Source organism: Pseudomonas sp. TE50-2, assembly GCF_040813665.1.
Taxonomy (GTDB): Bacteria; Pseudomonadota; Gammaproteobacteria; order Pseudomonadales; family Pseudomonadaceae; genus Aquipseudomonas; species Aquipseudomonas soli.
The window spans coordinates 4,181,938-4,197,246 of the sequence record NZ_JBFNXN010000001.1; the positions used below are offsets into that span (position 1 = coordinate 4,181,938).

General features: G+C 64.1%; 18 protein-coding genes. 12 read left to right on the top strand and 6 right to left on the bottom strand.

Going from position 1 to position 15,309, the window contains the following annotated elements; all coding sequences use genetic code 11:
* Positions 1–106 precede the first annotated feature (106 nt).
* On the bottom strand, positions 107–670 hold the full coding sequence (locus AAHK21_RS19135; protein WP_046854361.1) for a murein L,D-transpeptidase family protein: 564 nt from the start codon (positions 668–670) through the stop codon (positions 107–109).
* A gap of 19 nt (positions 671–689) precedes the next feature.
* Positions 690–1,244 (bottom strand): NUDIX hydrolase, encoded by a 555-nt coding sequence (locus tag AAHK21_RS19140; protein ID WP_046854362.1) that lies wholly within the window; start codon positions 1,242–1,244, stop codon positions 690–692.
* Between the two features lie 137 nt (positions 1,245–1,381).
* Between AAHK21_RS19140 and AAHK21_RS19145 the strand changes: the two genes are divergently transcribed.
* The 5 genes from AAHK21_RS19145 (at position 1,382) to purT (ending at position 4,542) form a co-directional block, all read left to right on the top strand.
* A complete protein-coding gene (locus tag AAHK21_RS19145) occupies positions 1,382–1,981 on the top strand; it encodes a CoA pyrophosphatase (RefSeq protein WP_217868560.1) in 600 nt (199 codons plus the stop codon).
* Between the two features lie 45 nt (positions 1,982–2,026).
* Positions 2,027–2,551, top strand: coding sequence for a gamma carbonic anhydrase family protein (locus AAHK21_RS19150; protein ID WP_367858054.1), 525 nt, complete (start codon positions 2,027–2,029; stop codon positions 2,549–2,551).
* A complete protein-coding gene (locus AAHK21_RS19155; RefSeq protein WP_367858055.1) occupies positions 2,544–2,738 on the top strand; it encodes a DUF1289 domain-containing protein in 195 nt (64 codons plus the stop codon). The genes AAHK21_RS19150 and AAHK21_RS19155 overlap by 8 nt, the downstream gene beginning before the upstream one ends.
* Before the next feature lie 80 nt (positions 2,739–2,818).
* Positions 2,819–3,286, top strand: coding sequence for a VUT family protein (locus AAHK21_RS19160; protein WP_023629807.1), 468 nt, complete (start codon positions 2,819–2,821; stop codon positions 3,284–3,286).
* Positions 3,287–3,360: 74 nt separating this feature from the next.
* A complete protein-coding gene (gene purT / locus AAHK21_RS19165) occupies positions 3,361–4,542 on the top strand; it encodes a formate-dependent phosphoribosylglycinamide formyltransferase (protein WP_367858056.1) in 1,182 nt (393 codons plus the stop codon).
* Positions 4,543–4,620: 78 nt separating this feature from the next.
* On the opposite strand, the gene AAHK21_RS19170 is transcribed toward purT, so the two are convergent.
* From AAHK21_RS19170 to ccsA, 3 genes are all read right to left on the bottom strand, one after another.
* Entirely contained in the window at positions 4,621–5,925 is a 1,305-nt protein-coding gene (locus tag AAHK21_RS19170) for an MFS transporter (protein ID WP_367858057.1), read from the bottom strand.
* A 240-nt stretch (positions 5,926–6,165) separates the two neighbouring features.
* On the bottom strand, positions 6,166–7,353 hold the full coding sequence (locus AAHK21_RS19175) for a transporter associated domain-containing protein (protein ID WP_367858058.1): 1,188 nt from the start codon (positions 7,351–7,353) through the stop codon (positions 6,166–6,168).
* A gap of 9 nt (positions 7,354–7,362) precedes the next feature.
* Entirely contained in the window at positions 7,363–8,172 is an 810-nt protein-coding gene (ccsA, locus tag AAHK21_RS19180) for an inner membrane protein YpjD (protein WP_102685316.1), read from the bottom strand.
* A 263-nt stretch (positions 8,173–8,435) separates the two neighbouring features.
* Here ccsA and ffh point away from each other — a divergent pair, with 263 nt between their 5' ends.
* From ffh to AAHK21_RS19210, 6 genes are all read left to right on the top strand, one after another.
* Positions 8,436–9,812: a signal recognition particle protein gene (gene ffh / locus AAHK21_RS19185; RefSeq protein ID WP_023629809.1), complete on the top strand. Its 1,377-nt coding sequence runs from the start codon at positions 8,436–8,438 to the stop codon at positions 9,810–9,812.
* Between the two features lie 232 nt (positions 9,813–10,044).
* Positions 10,045–10,296, top strand: coding sequence for a 30S ribosomal protein S16 (gene rpsP / locus AAHK21_RS19190; protein ID WP_011535318.1), 252 nt, complete (start codon positions 10,045–10,047; stop codon positions 10,294–10,296).
* A 5-nt stretch (positions 10,297–10,301) separates the two neighbouring features.
* Complete coding sequence (rimM, locus tag AAHK21_RS19195) at positions 10,302–10,838, top strand: ribosome maturation factor RimM (RefSeq protein WP_023629810.1); 537 nt, start codon at positions 10,302–10,304, stop codon at positions 10,836–10,838.
* 3 nt (positions 10,839–10,841) lie between these two features.
* Complete coding sequence (gene trmD, locus AAHK21_RS19200; protein ID WP_023629811.1) at positions 10,842–11,594, top strand: tRNA (guanosine(37)-N1)-methyltransferase TrmD; 753 nt, start codon at positions 10,842–10,844, stop codon at positions 11,592–11,594.
* A gap of 43 nt (positions 11,595–11,637) precedes the next feature.
* On the top strand, positions 11,638–11,988 hold the full coding sequence (gene rplS, locus AAHK21_RS19205; RefSeq protein WP_023629812.1) for a 50S ribosomal protein L19: 351 nt from the start codon (positions 11,638–11,640) through the stop codon (positions 11,986–11,988).
* 98 nt (positions 11,989–12,086) lie between these two features.
* Complete coding sequence (locus AAHK21_RS19210) at positions 12,087–12,494, top strand: acyl-CoA thioesterase (protein ID WP_023629813.1); 408 nt, start codon at positions 12,087–12,089, stop codon at positions 12,492–12,494.
* A gap of 18 nt (positions 12,495–12,512) precedes the next feature.
* Here AAHK21_RS19210 and AAHK21_RS19215 read toward each other — a convergent pair whose 3' ends face one another.
* Entirely contained in the window at positions 12,513–14,333 is a 1,821-nt protein-coding gene (locus tag AAHK21_RS19215; protein WP_367858059.1) for a cation:proton antiporter, read from the bottom strand.
* 68 nt (positions 14,334–14,401) lie between these two features.
* Between AAHK21_RS19215 and xerD the strand changes: the two genes are divergently transcribed.
* Positions 14,402–15,298 (top strand): site-specific tyrosine recombinase XerD, encoded by an 897-nt coding sequence (xerD, locus tag AAHK21_RS19220; RefSeq protein WP_046854370.1) that lies wholly within the window; start codon positions 14,402–14,404, stop codon positions 15,296–15,298.
* Positions 15,299–15,309 lie beyond the last annotated feature (11 nt).

A 15,309-nucleotide genomic window follows, 5' to 3' on the forward strand; every position in this document is an offset into this window, starting at 1 on the left:
TATCTGTAGGAAAAGTGAGCGGTGGTGTGGCGAAAGGAGGCAAGCACTAAAAGAGATGGCCTGTCGCGCGTGAGCAGGACAGGCCTTTGGTACCAACGGTGAGTGCTCAGGGGCGGATTTCGATCAGCGTGCCGTCCTTCACCATGCTCCACACCTCGCGCATGTCGTCGTTGCGCATGGCGATGCAGCCCTCGGTCCAGTCCAGGGTATGGAAGTACCACTCGGGGTACTCCTCGTTGATCGGCGTGCCGTGGATCATGATCATGCTGCCAGCGGCCACGCCTTCGCTGCGAGCCTTGGCGGCATCGGTGATGTTCGGGTAAGAGATGTGCATGGCCAGGTTGTAGCGGTCGCTGACCTTGCGCCAATCCAGCCAGTACAGGCCTTCCGGGGTTTTCTTGTCGCCTTCGCGGGCCTTGGCCCCCTTGGGTTGCTTGCCCAGGGAGATGCGGTAGGTCTTGAGCGGCTCGCCACGGCTGATCAGTTGCAGCCGGCGCTCGGACTTGATCACCAGCACCTTGTCGATCAGCCGCTCCTGCTGGACGCCGGTAGTGGCTGGCTGGACCGGCGACGGCGCGGCCGACGGCGTCTTGCGGATGATGGTCTCGGTGAAGGCGGCTTGCGACACCGAGGCGACACTGAAGCAGAGGAGGGCAAGCAGCCAGCGCATGAAACCGTATCCCTGAAAACTAGGTGGTGGACGACGTGACGTTCATCGGCGGCAAGTATTCATGGCCAATCGGATAGTGCTGCCTGACGCGGTCGCGATAATAGCATTCTAGTGTGCGAGTGACGGTGCGGAAAGCCAGCTCGCGCCAGGGGATCTCGTGTTCTTCGAACAAGCGTACCTCGAGGCTCTCGATACCCACGGCGAAGTCCAGATCGGCCAGTTCGGCGCGGAAGAACACGTGCACCTGGTTGATGTGCGGCAGGTCGAACAACTGGTACAGGCTGGTTTCGCCGACCCGCGCGCATGCCTCCTCGACGGTTTCGCGACGGGCGGCGGCATCGAGGGTCTCGCCGTTCTCCATGAAGCCGGCGGGCAGCGTCCAGAACCCTCGGCGCGGTTCTATTGCCCGGCGGCACAGCAGCACCTGGGAGCCCCAGGTTGGCAGCACCCCGGCGACGATATTGGGGTTCTGGTAGTGGATCGTCTGGCAATGGTCGCAGACATACCGCAGGCGGCTGTCGCCTTCGGGGATCCGCTGGGTGACCGGTTGGCCGCACGCGCTGCAGAATTTCATGCTTTCATTCATTCCAGTGGGGTCGGGCTATCTTGGCGCGCTCGGCCCGCTTACCGCAAGCGGCCTGCGGGCGGGGCTTGGGTGCCTCGCGGCTTTGGTGCATCATGCAGGGCAGGCCTTGGACACGAGAGTGCGTAATGCTGGACGAGCTTCTTCGCCGAATGAGCAACCATACCCCCGCGTCACCGGAGACGGATCGCCGTTTCCCCGAAGCGGCGGTGCTGCTGCCCATTACCCGCAGCGAGGAGCCGGAGCTGGTGCTGACCCTGCGTGCCAAGGGCCTGTCCACCCACGGCGGTGAAGTCGCCTTCCCGGGCGGGCGGCGCGACCCGGAGGACCCAGACCTGGTGTTCACGGCCCTGCGCGAAGCCGAGGAAGAAATTGGCCTGCCGCCCGGGCTGGTCGAGGTCATCGGCCCGCTCAGCCCGCTGATCTCGCTGCATGGCCTGAAGGTGACGCCGTTCGTCGGTTTGATTCCGGACTATGTCGAGTATCGTGCCAACGATGCGGAAATCGCCGCCGTGTTCAGTGTGCCGCTGGAGTTCTTCCGCCAGGACCCCCGCGAGCATACCCACCGCATCGACTACCAGGGCCGCAGCTGGTACGTGCCCAGCTACCGCTACGGCGACTACAAGATCTGGGGGCTCTCGGCGATCATGATCGTCGAACTGGTCAACCTGCTGTTCGACGCTGGCATCAGCCTGCACCAGCCCCCCGAGCGTTTCATCGAAAATTGAGCGGGGCACACCCCGCCACTGGCGTTCAACCGTGAGGAGCGACACATGAAATACCGCTTGGGCGACCTGCGCGTCGAAACCCATCCCGAGAGCTGGGCCGCGCCCACTGCCACGCTGATCGGCAAGGTGCGTCTGCAGGCCCGGGCCAGCGTATGGTTCGGCGCGGTACTGCGCGGCGATAACGAGCTGATCGACATCGGCGAGGACAGCAATGTCCAGGACGGCACGGTGATGCACACCGACATGGGCTCGCCGCTGACCCTTGGTCGCGGGGTGACCATCGGCCACAACGCCATGTTGCATGGCTGCACGGTCGGCGACTACAGCCTGGTCGGCATCAACGCGGTGATCCTCAACGGGGCGCGTATCGGCAAGCACTGCATCATCGGCGCCAACGCCCTGATCCCCGAGGGCAAGGAAATCCCCGATGGCTCGTTGGTGATGGGCTCGCCGGGCAAGGTGGTGCGTGAGTTGACCGAGCAGCAGAAACGCATGCTCGAGGCCAGCGCCGCCCATTATGTGCACAATGCCCAGCGCTATGCCCGTGACTTGGTCAGCGACGATGAGTGACGAGCGGCCCGTGGCCTCGCCCTGTGTCAATGTCTGCGCGCTCGACGAGCAGGATATCTGCACCGGGTGCCAGCGCACGGTGAGCGAGATCACGCGCTGGGGGCGCATGGACAATGCCGAGCGGCGCCTGGTGTTGCAGCGCTGCCATGAGCGGGCGGTGGCGGCGGGGCTGATCATCGGTCTGTAGAGCCGACGCCCGTGGCGCGGGCTTGTCCCGCGATGGTGCCGGCGCTAATCTGTGCGGCTGGCCCCTCGAAAACGCAGACCATGTTCTATCTCATCGCCTACATCAGCAGCGTGGTGCTGATCAACTTCGCCTTCTCCAGTGCGCCGCACCTGGACGTGATCTGGTCCGCCTGGGGCGGGTTGGTGTTCATCCTGCGCGACATGGTGCAGACCCGCTACGGCCATGGCGCGTTGTTGGCCATGCTGGTGGCGCTGGTGCTGTCCTATATCACCTCCGAGCCTGCCATCGCCCTGGCCAGCGCGACCGCGTTCTTCGTCTCCGAACTGATCGACTGGCTGGTGTTCAGCGTTACCCGGCGCCCCCTGCGCGACCGCCTGTGGCTGAGCTCGGCGCTGAGCATCCCGGTGGACACCTTCATCTTCTTCGGCATGATCGGTGCCTTGACGCCTGCGGTGATCGGCACGGCGATGGCCTCGAAGTTCGCCGGGGTCACGGCGGTGTGGTTGATCATGGCCTGGCGGGCACGGCGCGCGGTGGCCACATCCTGATGTAGAATACCGGTCCATTTTTCAGCGGGCGGCAGCCAGCGTGGCGCGGCCCCGGACGCCTTCGAGGACCTGAAATGACCCGTATCGGAACCCCACTGTCGCCCACCGCGACCCGTGTACTGCTGTGCGGCTGCGGCGAGCTGGGCAAGGAAGTGGTGATCGAGCTGCAGCGCCTGGGCGTCGAAGTGATCGCCGTGGACCGCTACGCCAATGCGCCGGCGATGCAGGTTGCGCACCGCAGCCATGTGATCAACATGCTCGACGGCGTGGCCCTGCGCGCTGTGATCGAGGCGGAAAAACCGCACTACATCGTTCCCGAGATCGAAGCCATTGCCACCGCCACGCTGGTCGAGCTGGAAAGCGAAGGTTTCAACGTCGTCCCCACCGCCCGCGCCACCCAGCTGACCATGAACCGCGAAGGTATTCGTCGCCTGGCTGCCGAAGAGCTGGACCTGCCGACCTCGCCGTACCATTTCGCCGACACCTTCGAGGATTACAGCAAGGCGGTGGCCGACCTGGGTTACCCGTGCGTGGTCAAGCCGGTGATGAGCTCGTCCGGCAAGGGTCAGAGCCTGCTACGCGACGCCGATGACCTGCAGAAAGCCTGGGACTACGCCCAGGAAGGCGGCCGTGCTGGCAAGGGGCGGGTGATCATCGAAGGCTTCATCGACTTCGAATACGAAATCACCCTGCTCACCGTACGCCATGTCGGTGGCACGACCTTCCTCGCGCCGGTCGGCCATCGCCAGGAGAAAGGCGACTACCAGGAGTCTTGGCAGCCCCAGGCCATGAGCCCGAAGGCATTGGCCGAGTCGCAGCGTGTGGCCCAGGCGGTCACCGACGCGCTGGGCGGCCGTGGCCTGTTCGGTGTGGAACTGTTCGTCAAGGGTGATCAGGTGTGGTTCAGCGAAGTGTCGCCACGCCCGCACGACACGGGCCTGGTGACCCTGATTTCCCAGGACCTGTCGCAGTTCGCCCTGCACGCGCGGGCCATCCTCGGCCTGCCGATCCCGGTGGTGCGCCAGTTCGGCCCGTCGGCGTCGGCGGTGATCCTGCCTGAAGGCCAGTCGCAGCAGACCAGCTTCGCCAACCTGGGCGCGGCCCTGAGCGAGCCGGATACCGCCATCCGCCTGTTCGGCAAGCCGGAGATCAATGGTACCCGGCGCATGGGCGTGTGCCTGGCGCGTGATGAATCGGTCGAAGCGGCACGAGCCAAGGCGACCCGGGCTTCGCAGGCGGTCAAGGTCGAGTTCTGATCTGAAACGATCGCGGGGCAAGCCTGCTCCCACGCCAGTATCAGTCTGGCGTGGGAGCGGGCTTGCCCCGCGATTGATTCAAAGCTCGGTATTTCGCGTCTCTTTCAGACACAGCACGGCAATCAGGCTGATCACCGCCGCCGCCGACACATAGCCTCCCACCCAGCTCAAGCCCCCCATGCTCACCAGCTTCTGGGCAAAGAACGGTGCCGCCGAGGCGCCGACGATGCCGCCCAGGTTGTAGGCCGCCGAAGCGCCGGTGTAGCGCACATGGGTCGGGAACAGCTCCGGCAGCAGCGCGCCCATCGGGGCGAAGGTCACCCCCATCAGGAACAGCTCGATGCTCAGGAACAACGCCACCCCGGTGGTCGAGCCCGAGGTCAGCAGTGGTTCCATGGCAAAGCCCGAGGCGATGGCCAGCAGCGCGCCGGCGATCAACACCGGCTTGCGCCCGTAACGGTCGCTCAACCAGGCCGACAGGGGCGTGGCCAGGGCCATGAACACCACGGCGAAGCACAGCAGGCCGAGGAAGGTTTCGCGGCTGTAGCCCAGCGTGGATACGCCATAGCTCAACGAGAACACCGTGGAGATGTAGAACAGCGCGTAGCACACCACCATTGCCGCTGCCCCCAGCAGGGTCGGCAGCCAGTATTGGGAAAACAGCTCGATCACCGGCATCTTGACCCGCTCCTGGCGGGCCACGGCCTTGGCGAACACCGGGCTTTCCTCGAGTTTCAGGCGCACGTAGAGCCCGACCAGCACCAGTGCGGCGCTGAGCAGGAACGGAATGCGCCAGCCCCATTCGCGGAACTGCTCGTCGCTGAGCACCAGGGCCAGGGTGAGGAACAGGCCGTTGGCGGCGAGGAAGCCGATAGACGGGCCCAACTGCGGGAACATGCCGAACCAGGCGCGCTTGCCCTCAGGAGCATTTTCGGTGGCCAGCAGTGCCGCGCCGCCCCATTCACCACCCAGCCCCAGGCCCTGGCCGAAGCGCAGCACACAGAGAATGATCGGTGCCCACACGCCGATGCTGTCATACCCGGGCAGCACGCCGATCAAGGTGGTCGACACGCCCATCAGCAGCAGCGAGGCGACCAGCGTCGACTTGCGCCCGATGCGGTCGCCGAAGTGGCCGAACAGCGCTGACCCCAGTGGCCGGGCGAGGAAGGCGATACCGAAGGTAAGGAAGGCCGCCAGCATTTGCGCGGTGCCGGAACCGGACGGGAAGAAAACCGGCCCGATCACCAGCGCGGCGGCAGTGGCGTAGACGTAGAAATCGTAGAACTCGATGGCGGTGCCGATGAAGCTGGCGGTGGCCACCCGGGCAGGCGAGTTGACCGGGGCAGCCGAGGCAGGTTCGGCGTAGGTGCTGCTGGTAGTCATGCGAAGGTCCCTGACAGTCATGCTCCATGGGGCACGGCCCATGTGGCGGGCACACGGGAGCCGGAGCGTATTGTTGTTGGTCGCCGACTGACGATAGCCCAGGGGATAGGCGGTGAGCGGTGGCTGCTCGGGGTGCTGAGCAGGGCCGCGGGGCGTGTCAGTGGGGCGGACTGGCCGTCGGACGCCGGGTGCGGGTAGCGGGCGGGACGGCAGGGCTGGGTAAGCGTGAGCCGAGTATAACTATCGAGCCAGTGTCCAGACCAGTACCTTGCTCGCGCAATTATCCTCGGTTTCTAGGATTTCCAGCCGATATCTGCCAATTTTCAGGCATACAGCGCTTTCTGGAATGCTTTCAAGCGCTTCGGTGACCAGGCCGTTCAGGGTTTTCGGCCCGCCATCACAGGGCAGGTGCCAGCCCAGGGTACGGTTGATCTCGCGCAGCGAAGCCGTCCCTTCGATGACGAAGCGGCCATCGGGCTGAGGGTGGACATGCGGGTTGTCCAGGCTCTGCTCGTCCTCGAACTCGCCGACGATCTCTTCGAGAATGTCTTCCAGGGTAACGATGCCCAGGACTTCGCCATATTCGTCCACCACCACGCCCATGCGCCGCTGCTGCTTGTGGAAGTTCAGCAGCTGCATCTGCAGCGGTGTGCTTTCGGGCACGAAGTAGGGTTCGTAGCAGGCCGCCTGGAGCTTCTCCGGGGTGAGCTCTGCCCGTGGCAGCAGGTGGCTGATCAGCTTGGTGTTGAGGACAGCTTCGACCTGGTTGATGTCGTTGTGATAGACCGGCAGGCGCGTGTGACGGCTGATGATCAGTTGCTCGATGATCTGCTCGATGGGGTCGTCGAGGTTGATGCCGTCTACTTCATTGCGCGGTACCAGGATGTCATTGACGGTGATCTTGTCCAGCGCCTGCAGGCCCTCCAGCAGGCCGTGCTGGCTGGTCTCGGCAGGTTCGTCTTCGTCGAACGCGTCGCCCTGCTGCGGGTGCAGTGCCACCGCGGTGGGTTGCACGCGGAACGGGCGCAGGATCAGTTTGGCGCAGCCGTCGAGCAGGCAGCCCAGCGGCTGCAGCAGCGCCAGCGGCAATTTCAGCAGGTTGCCGCCCAGGTCCAGGAAGGCTTGCGGGTTGCGGCGGGCCAGGCGGCGCGGCAGGTAGTCGGCGAGTACCAGCAGGGTGAAGCTGGCGCCAAGGCCGGCCAGCCAGAAACCGTGTTCACCGCTGTAGCGCTGGCCAATCAGGCAGGCCAGGCCCAGTACCAGCAACTTGCCCAGGCTGGCGCCGAGCACCAGGCCCTGGGCGGGCAGGGTCGGGGCGCCGTGGCCATTGAGCTGCTGGCGGGCGCAATCTACCGCGGTGAACAGCGCCGACCATAGCAGGGCCAGTGCGATGATGCCGAGCAGCGGGGCGTACGGCAGAGTGTCCATGGGCGGCCGTCAGATGTGCAGGATGAATTCGCGGACCAGCTTGCTGCCGAAGTAGGCCAGCATCAGCAGGCAGAAGCCAGCCAGGGTCCAGCGGATCGCCTTGTGACCGCGCCAGCCGAGGCGGGTGCGGCCCCACAGCAGCACGCTGAAGACGATCCAGGCGACACAGGCCAGCAGCGTCTTGTGCACCAGGTGCTGGGCGAACAGGTTGTCGAGGAACAGCCAGCCGGAGATCAGCGACAGCGACAGCAGCCCCCAGCCGGCCCAGAGGAAGCCGAACAGCAGGCTTTCCATGGTCTGCAGCGGCGGGAAGTTGCGGATCAGCCCGGACGGGTGCTTGTGCTTGAGCTGGTGGTCCTGCAGCAACAGCAGCAGGGCCTGGAACACGGCGATGGTGAACAGGCCGTAGGCCAGGATCGACAGCAGGATATGGGCGAGGATGCCCGGCTCCTCGTTGATCAGCGGCACCGTGCCGGGTGGCGCGAACTGGGCCAGCAGCGCGGTCACCGCGCCGAGCGGGAACAGCAGCACCAGCAGGTTCTCCACGGGAATGCTCAGGCAGGCGAGCAGGGTCAGGCCGATCACCGCCACGGCGATCAGGCTGGCTGCGCTGAAGAAGTCGAGGCTCAGGCCCAGGGGCGTGATCAGCTGGAAGAACAGGGCACCGCCCTGGGCGATGACCGCCAGGGTGCCGAGCAGGCCAAGCAGCCGTTTGTCGGCACGGGCGCCACGGGCCAGGCCGGTGGCCTGGTAGACGGTCGCGGCCAGATAAAGGAAGGCGGCGAGCAGGTTGGGGATGAGGCTGGGTGAAGAGAACATAAGTCCTGGCGTGCAAGCCCTAAAGGGACGGAGTTTGGCATAGAACGCGGTAGGCAAGGAAGACTGCGTATCAATCGCGGGGCAAGCCCGTTACCACGGGGCCCATGGCCAGGGATAGCCAGTGCATCTGGCCGGTGGTCCCAAGCAAGGTGTGCGCGCAAGGCAGTCTTCGCTATAATCGCCGCCTTGTTGTGCCCAGCGCGTGTGCATTTCCACCTGGGCGCCTGAAAAACCTCGGCTTCACTGGGCCTGAAAGGATCACCATGTTCGAAAACCTGACCGACCGCCTGTCACAGACGCTGCGCCATGTCACCGGCAAGGCCAAGCTGACCGAAGACAACATCAAGGACACGCTGCGCGAAGTGCGCATGGCCCTGCTCGAGGCCGACGTCGCCCTGCCGGTGGTCAAGGATTTCGTCAATAGCATCAAGGAGCGTGCGGTCGGCACCGAAGTGTCGCGCAGCCTGACCCCGGGCCAGGCGTTCGTGAAGATCGTCCAGGCCGAGCTGGAAAGCCTGATGGGCGCGGCCAACGAAGAGCTGACCCTCAACGCCGCCCCGCCGGCCGTGGTGCTGATGGCCGGTCTGCAAGGTGCTGGTAAGACCACCACCGCCGGCAAGCTGGCGCGTCACCTGAAAGAGCGCAAGAAGAAGAGCGTGATGGTGGTGTCGGCCGACGTCTACCGTCCGGCGGCGATCAAGCAGCTCGAGACGCTGGCCAATGATATCGGCGTGACCTTCTTCCCGTCCGACATCAGCCAGAAGCCGGTGGCCATCGCCGAAGCGGCGATCCGCGAAGCCAAGCTCAAGTTCATCGACGTGGTGATCGTCGATACCGCAGGTCGTCTGCACGTCGACGCCGACATGATGGACGAGATCAAGGCCCTGCACGCCGCGGTCAAGCCGATCGAAACCCTGTTCGTGGTCGACGCCATGACCGGCCAGGATGCCGCCAATACGGCCAAGGCCTTCGGCGATGCGCTGCCGCTGACCGGCGTGGTGCTGACCAAGGTCGACGGTGACGCCCGTGGCGGTGCCGCCCTGTCGGTGCGCGCCATTACCGGCAAGCCGATCAAGTTCATCGGTATGGGCGAGAAGACCGAAGCCCTCGAGCCGTTCCACCCCGACCGGATCGCTTCGCGCATCCTTGGCATGGGTGACGTGCTCAGCCTGATCGAGCAGGCCGAGCAGAACATCGACAAGGAAAAGGCCGACAAACTGGCCAAGAAGTTGAAGAAGGGCAAGGGCTTCGACCTCGAAGACTTCCGCGATCAACTGCAACAGATGAAGAACATGGGCGGCCTTGGTGGCCTGATGGACAAACTGCCGAGCATCGGTGGCGTCAACCTGTCGCAGATGGGCAACGCCCAGGGCGCGGCCGAGAAGCAGTTCAAGCAGATGGAAGCGATCATCAATTCCATGACCCCTGCCGAACGCCGCGACCCTGACCTGATCAGCGGTTCGCGCAAGCGCCGCATCGCCCTCGGTTCCGGCACCCAGGTGCAGGACATCGGCCGGCTGATCAAGCAGCACAAGCAGATGCAGAAGATGATGAAGAAATTCTCCGCCAAGGGCGGCATGGCCAAGATGATGCGCGGCCTCGGCGGGATGCTGCCGGGTGGCGGCATGCCCAAGATGTAAGCGAATTCGGGCGGCGGTCTTTTTATGAAGACAGCCGCCCAGCCCCCGCTTCGGCGGGTACAGCGCCGCCAAATGGCGGCTTAACCGGCAGATCTGAACGGTGGGTCAAGCGCTCGCCGAAAAAGGCATTTGCAAATGTCCGTGTATTCCCCGAGAATATGCGGCCTTTTGGGCACCCGTGTGCCCATTGGGCATTCAGTTTTGCAGCACCGACTATAGGAACGATGTTCACATGGTAACCATTCGTCTGGCCCGTGGCGGCTCGAAAAAGCGCCCATTCTACCACCTGACCGTGACCAACTCGCGTAACGCCCGTGACGGCCGTTTCGTTGAGCGCGTTGGCTTCTTCAACCCGATCGCATCGGGCGCCGAAGTCAAGCTGTCGGTCAACCAAGAGCGCGTCACCTACTGGCTGAGCCAGGGCGCACAGCCGTCTGAGCGCGTTGCTCAGCTGCTGAAGGAAGCTGCCAAGGCTGCAGCCTGAGCAGTATGAACGCGACGCCAGAAAAGGCTGATGACCTCATCGTCGTTGGCAAGATTTTTTCGGTTCACGGCGTTCGCGGCGAGGTGAAGGTGTATTCCTTTACCGATCCGATTGAAAACCTGTTGGATTATCCGCGCTGGACGCTTCGGCACGAAGGCAAGGTAAAGCAGGTCGAGCTGGTCAGCGGTCGTGGCTCCCAAAAGGGCCTGGTCGTGAAATTGAAAGGCCTCGAGGATCGTGACGAAGCCCGTCTTCTGAGCGGTTACGAAATCTGCATTGCGCGGAGCCTTTTGCCCAACCTGGCAGCCGACGAGTACTACTGGTACCAGTTGGAAGGCCTGAAGGTCATCAATCAGGACGAACAGCTGTTCGGCACGATCGATCACCTGTTGGAGACCGGTGCGAACGATGTAATGGTGGTCAAGCCTTGCACAGGCAGCCTGGATGATCGCGAGCGTCTGTTGCCCTATACGGAGCAATGCGTGCTGGCAATCGACCTGCAGGCCGGTGTGATGCGAGTCGAATGGGACGCGGATTTCTAGACGATGGGTAGCCTTCGCGTAGAAGTCATCACGTTGTTCCCCGAGATGTTTTCGGCCATCACGGAGTACGGCATTACCAGCCGTGCGGTGAAACAGGGGTTGCTGCAAGTGACCTGCTGGAACCCGCGGGACTACACCACAGATCGCCACCACACCGTGGATGATCGGCCGTTTGGCGGTGGTCCGGGCATGGTGATGAAGATCAAGCCTCTGGAAGACGCCCTGGTTAGCGCCAGGCAGGCGACCGGAGCTGCGGCAAAGGTGATCTACCTTTCGCCACAAGGCCGCAAGCTGACCCAGCAGGCGGTCAAAGGCTTGGCCGAACAGGAATCGTTGATCCTGATCGCCGGCCGTTATGAAGGCATCGACGAGCGCTTTATCGAGGCTCATGTCGATGAGGAGTGGTCGATTGGCGACTATGTGCTTTCCGGTGGCGAGCTGCCGGCCATGGTACTGATCGATGCGGTTACGCGGCTGCTGCCCGGAGCTTTAGGGCATGTGGACTCGGCGGAGGAAGATTCTTTCACCGACGGTCTGCTGGATTGCCCGCACTACACCCGACCTGAGGTGTATGCGGATCAGCGTGTACCCGACGTGTTGCTTAGTGGCAACCATGCACATATCCGGCGATGGCGGATGAAGCAGTCCCTTGGTAGGACCTTCGAACGACGCGCCGATCTTCTGGAAAGTCGCTCGCTTTCTGGAGAAGAGAAGAAGCTGCTCGAGGAATACCTCCGCGAGCGGGACGATAGTTAAACGTATCGATGGTGGATCGCGTTATCCATCTTAGGAGCACAGCATGACCAACAAGATCATCCAGCAGCTCGAAGCCGAGCAGATGAGCAAAGAGATCCCGACCTTCGCACCAGGCGACACCATTGTCGTCCAGGTCAAAGTGAAGGAAGGCGACCGCTCGCGTCTGCAGGCGTTCGAAGGCGTCGTTATCGCCAAGCGTAACCGCGGTCTGAACAGCGCCTTCACCGTGCGCAAGATCTCCAGCGGCGTTGGCGTAGAGCGTACCTTCCAGACCTACAGCCCGCAGATCGATAGCCTGGCCGTGAAACGTCGTGGTGACGTGCGTAAAGCCAAGCTGTACTACCTGCGTGACCTGTCCGGTAAAGCAGCTCGCATCAAGGAAAAACTGTCCTGAGTGCAGTTTGTCCGGTGGCCTAGGCCCCGTGCGAGAAAAAGCAGCCTTCGGGCTGCTTTTTTGCGTCTTGAATCTTGCCTTTGCGATGTGACTCCGAGATGACAACCCGAGACCAGGAAATCCAGCGCCGCACCGAACTGTCGGTGACCCGCGTGACCAAGGCGGTGTTCCCCAACACCACCAACCACCACAACACCCTGTTCGGCGGCACGGCGCTAGCGTGGATGGACGAAGTGTCGTTCATCGCCGCCACCCGTTTCTGCCGGCTGCCGCTGGTGACCGTGTCCACCGACCGCATCGATTTCAAGCACCCGATTCCGGCAGGCTCGATCGTCGAGCTGGTGGGGACGGTGATCAAGGTCGGCAACACCAGCCTGCAGGTGCAGGTGGATGTGTTCGTCGAGAACATGTACCTCGATGGGCGCGAGCGGGCGATCCATGGCGTGTTCAGCTTCGTCGCCATCGACGAGGACAAGCGCCCGGTGCCGGTGCTGCCGTTGGCCTGATTGCCGATCCCGTATGATTCAATGCGCCACAGGCTGCTCGGTAAGCTCCGGCTCCACCAGCGCCACCAGTGTCCACCCAGGCTGCGGCTTGAGCGGATTGTCCGGGCTGGCCACATGTACCCAGCCTTGCCCGTCCCGGGCGAACAGCAGCGTCGCCCGTGGGCCATGCAACTGCTGGTAGTCGCCCCAGCCGAAGGCCTCGGTCAGCGTGGTGCTGTACAGCTCGGCACCCTGATGCAGCAGTTTGGCCAATTGCCCATAGGTCATCGCGCTCGACCCGAGCAATTGCCCGCGATGCTCCTCGCTGGCCCGGTGCTTGTCGCTGCGCTGTTTCTCCAGGCCGCTGGCCAGCACGAAAAGCCGGGCGTGGCCGAAGTCATGACGAAAGCGTGCACAGGCCAGGGCATTGAGTTCGCCTGCCGGTGACAGCCCCAGCAGATGGCCCAGCCCGACCAGATCGAGGTGAGCGTCGGCATGCTGCGACGCGGGGTTGCCGAAGTAGGTCGGCAGGTTGTCCATGCGTGCGGCGCGGATGTTCTCCCAGCTCGAGTCGGTCAGCAGTACCCGGCAGCCAAGTTGTTGCAGGGCCTTGGCGATGGCGCGCGCAGGTGGGTTGGCGCCGACCAGGAGAAACCCGCTCGGTGCCGGTTCCGCCACCTTCAGCAGGCGTGCCAAGGGCCTTGCGGTGGCGCTTTGCAGGACCACGGTGCCGATGATCACGGCAAAGGTCAGTGGCACCAGTAGCAGTGCGCCCTCATGCCCGGCCTGGTCCAGGCGAATGGCGAAGATGGCCGAAACCGCCGCGGCGACGATGCCCCGTGGAGCGATCCAGGCCAGCAGCGCGCGTTCCCGCCAACTCAGCGGCGAGCCCAGGGTCGACAGCAACACGTTCAGCGGCCTGGCCAGCAACTGGATCACCAGCAGCAGTGCCAGCACCGCTGGGCCCAAGGCGAGCAGCGCATGCAGGTCGAGCCGCGCCGCCAGAAGGATGAACAGGCCGGAGATCAGCAGCACGCTGAGGTTCTCCTTGAAGTGCAGGATCTGCCGCACATTCACGCCGGGCATGTTGGCCAGCCACATGCCCATGACCGTGACCGCCAACAGGCCCGACTCATGGACGATCTGGTTGGCGGCGATGAAGATGCCCAGCACCGCGGCCAGCGACGCCAGGTTGTGCAGATACTCCGGCAGCCATTGCTCGCGCATGATCTGCCCGAGCAGCCAGCCTCCGGCGACGCCGAGCGCGCTGCCGCAGAAAATCACCCCGGCGAAGGTCGCCAGGCTGTGGCTCAGGCCTTCGCCGGCGGCGCTGGCGATGATGAAGCTGTAGACCACCACCGCCAGCAGCGCGCCGATCGGGTCGATGACGATACCTTCCCAGCGCAGGATATTGGCGATCGTCGCCTTCGGCCGCACCACCCGCAGCATGGGGACGATGACCGTGGGGCCGGTGACCAGGGTCAGGGTGCCGAACAGGATCGCCAGGGGCCAGTCGAAGCCCAGCAGCCAGTGGGTGGCCAGGGCGATCACCAGCCAGGTGCTCAGCGCGCCGATGGTAACCAGGCGATGCACCACGCTGCCGATCTCGCGCCATTGCGACAGGTGCAGGGTCAGGCTGCCTTCGAACAGGATCAGCGCCACCGCCAGCGATACCAGTGGCATCAGCAACGGGCCGAACAATGCCTGCGGTTGCAGCCAGCCCAGCACCGGCCCGGCGAGGATGCCGCACAGCAGCAGGAACAGGATCGCCGGCAGTTTCAGGCGCCAGGCCAGCCATTGGCAGAGCAGGGCCGCCGCGCCGATGCCGCCGACACTCAAAAGAATCTGCTGTTCGTTCATGCGGGCTCCCTCTGCATGCCATGTTGTGAAAGACTAAGCGTCATTTCGTCGTTTGCCACCGAGTTTTCATGCCTGCACTGGACCACCCGCTGATCGACCAGTTCCTCGATGCCTTGTGGCTGGAAAAGGGGCTTTCCGACAACACCCGCGCTTCCTACCGCAGTGACCTGGCCTTGTTCAACGGCTGGTTGCAGGAAAAGCACGTGCTGTTGCCCGATGCCGGGCGCGAACTGATCCTCGATCACCTGGCCTGGCGCTTCGACCAAGGCTACAAGCCTCGTTCCACAGCGCGCTTCCTGTCCGGGGTGCGCGGCTTTTTCCGTTACCTGCTGCGCGAGCGGCTGATCGGCGTCGATCCGACCTTGCAGGTGGATATGCCGCAGTTGGGCCGGCCACTGCCCAAGTCGCTGTCGGAGGCCGATGTCGAAGCCTTGCTGCAGGCGCCGGATCGCGGTGAGGCGATTGGCCAGCGCGATCGGGCCATGCTCGAAGTGCTGTATGCCTGCGGTTTGCGGGTGACCGAGCTGGTCAGCCTGACCCTGGACCAGGTCAACCTGCGCCAGGGCGTGTTGCGGGTGATGGGCAAGGGCAGCAAGGAGCGCCTGGTGCCGATGGGCGAGGAGGCGGTGGTGTGGATCGAGCGCTACCTGCGCGATGGTCGCGCCGAGCTGCTGGGCGGGCGCCCCAGCGACGTGCTGTTCCCCAGCCAGCGAGGCGAGCAGATGACCCGCCAGACCTTCTGGCACCGCATCAAGCACCACGCGCGGGTGGCCGGCATCGACAAGCCGCTGTCGCCGCACACGCTGCGCCACGCCTTTGCCACGCACCTGCTCAACCATGGCGCCGACCTGCGCGTGGTGCAGATGCTGCTGGGCCACAGCGACCTGTCCACCACGCAGATCTACACCCATGTGGCCAAGGCCAGGCTGCAGGAACTACACGCTTTGCATCACCCTCGGGGTTGACGCTCGGGCGA

Excerpts from the sequence above, each read along its gene's own strand:
- AAHK21_RS19135 (WP_046854361.1), bottom strand. The coding sequence starts at position 670 with ATGCGCTGGCTGCTTGCCCTCCTCTGCTTCAGTGTCGCCTCGGTGTCG.
- AAHK21_RS19140 (WP_046854362.1), bottom strand. The coding sequence starts at position 1,244 with ATGAAATTCTGCAGCGCGTGCGGCCAACCGGTCACCCAGCGGATCCCC.
- AAHK21_RS19145 (WP_217868560.1), top strand. The coding sequence starts at position 1,382 with ATGCTGGACGAGCTTCTTCGCCGAATGAGCAACCATACCCCCGCGTCA.
- AAHK21_RS19150 (WP_367858054.1), top strand. The coding sequence starts at position 2,027 with ATGAAATACCGCTTGGGCGACCTGCGCGTCGAAACCCATCCCGAGAGC.
- AAHK21_RS19155 (WP_367858055.1), top strand. The coding sequence starts at position 2,544 with ATGAGTGACGAGCGGCCCGTGGCCTCGCCCTGTGTCAATGTCTGCGCG.
- AAHK21_RS19160 (WP_023629807.1), top strand. The coding sequence starts at position 2,819 with ATGTTCTATCTCATCGCCTACATCAGCAGCGTGGTGCTGATCAACTTC.
- purT (WP_367858056.1), top strand. The coding sequence starts at position 3,361 with ATGACCCGTATCGGAACCCCACTGTCGCCCACCGCGACCCGTGTACTG.
- AAHK21_RS19170 (WP_367858057.1), bottom strand. The coding sequence starts at position 5,925 with ATGACTACCAGCAGCACCTACGCCGAACCTGCCTCGGCTGCCCCGGTC.
- AAHK21_RS19175 (WP_367858058.1), bottom strand. The coding sequence starts at position 7,353 with ATGGACACTCTGCCGTACGCCCCGCTGCTCGGCATCATCGCACTGGCC.
- ccsA (WP_102685316.1), bottom strand. The coding sequence starts at position 8,172 with ATGTTCTCTTCACCCAGCCTCATCCCCAACCTGCTCGCCGCCTTCCTT.
- ffh (WP_023629809.1), top strand. The coding sequence starts at position 8,436 with ATGTTCGAAAACCTGACCGACCGCCTGTCACAGACGCTGCGCCATGTC.
- rpsP (WP_011535318.1), top strand. The coding sequence starts at position 10,045 with ATGGTAACCATTCGTCTGGCCCGTGGCGGCTCGAAAAAGCGCCCATTC.
- rimM (WP_023629810.1), top strand. The coding sequence starts at position 10,302 with ATGAACGCGACGCCAGAAAAGGCTGATGACCTCATCGTCGTTGGCAAG.
- trmD (WP_023629811.1), top strand. The coding sequence starts at position 10,842 with ATGGGTAGCCTTCGCGTAGAAGTCATCACGTTGTTCCCCGAGATGTTT.
- rplS (WP_023629812.1), top strand. The coding sequence starts at position 11,638 with ATGACCAACAAGATCATCCAGCAGCTCGAAGCCGAGCAGATGAGCAAA.
- AAHK21_RS19210 (WP_023629813.1), top strand. The coding sequence starts at position 12,087 with ATGACAACCCGAGACCAGGAAATCCAGCGCCGCACCGAACTGTCGGTG.
- AAHK21_RS19215 (WP_367858059.1), bottom strand. The coding sequence starts at position 14,333 with ATGAACGAACAGCAGATTCTTTTGAGTGTCGGCGGCATCGGCGCGGCG.
- xerD (WP_046854370.1), top strand. The coding sequence starts at position 14,402 with ATGCCTGCACTGGACCACCCGCTGATCGACCAGTTCCTCGATGCCTTG.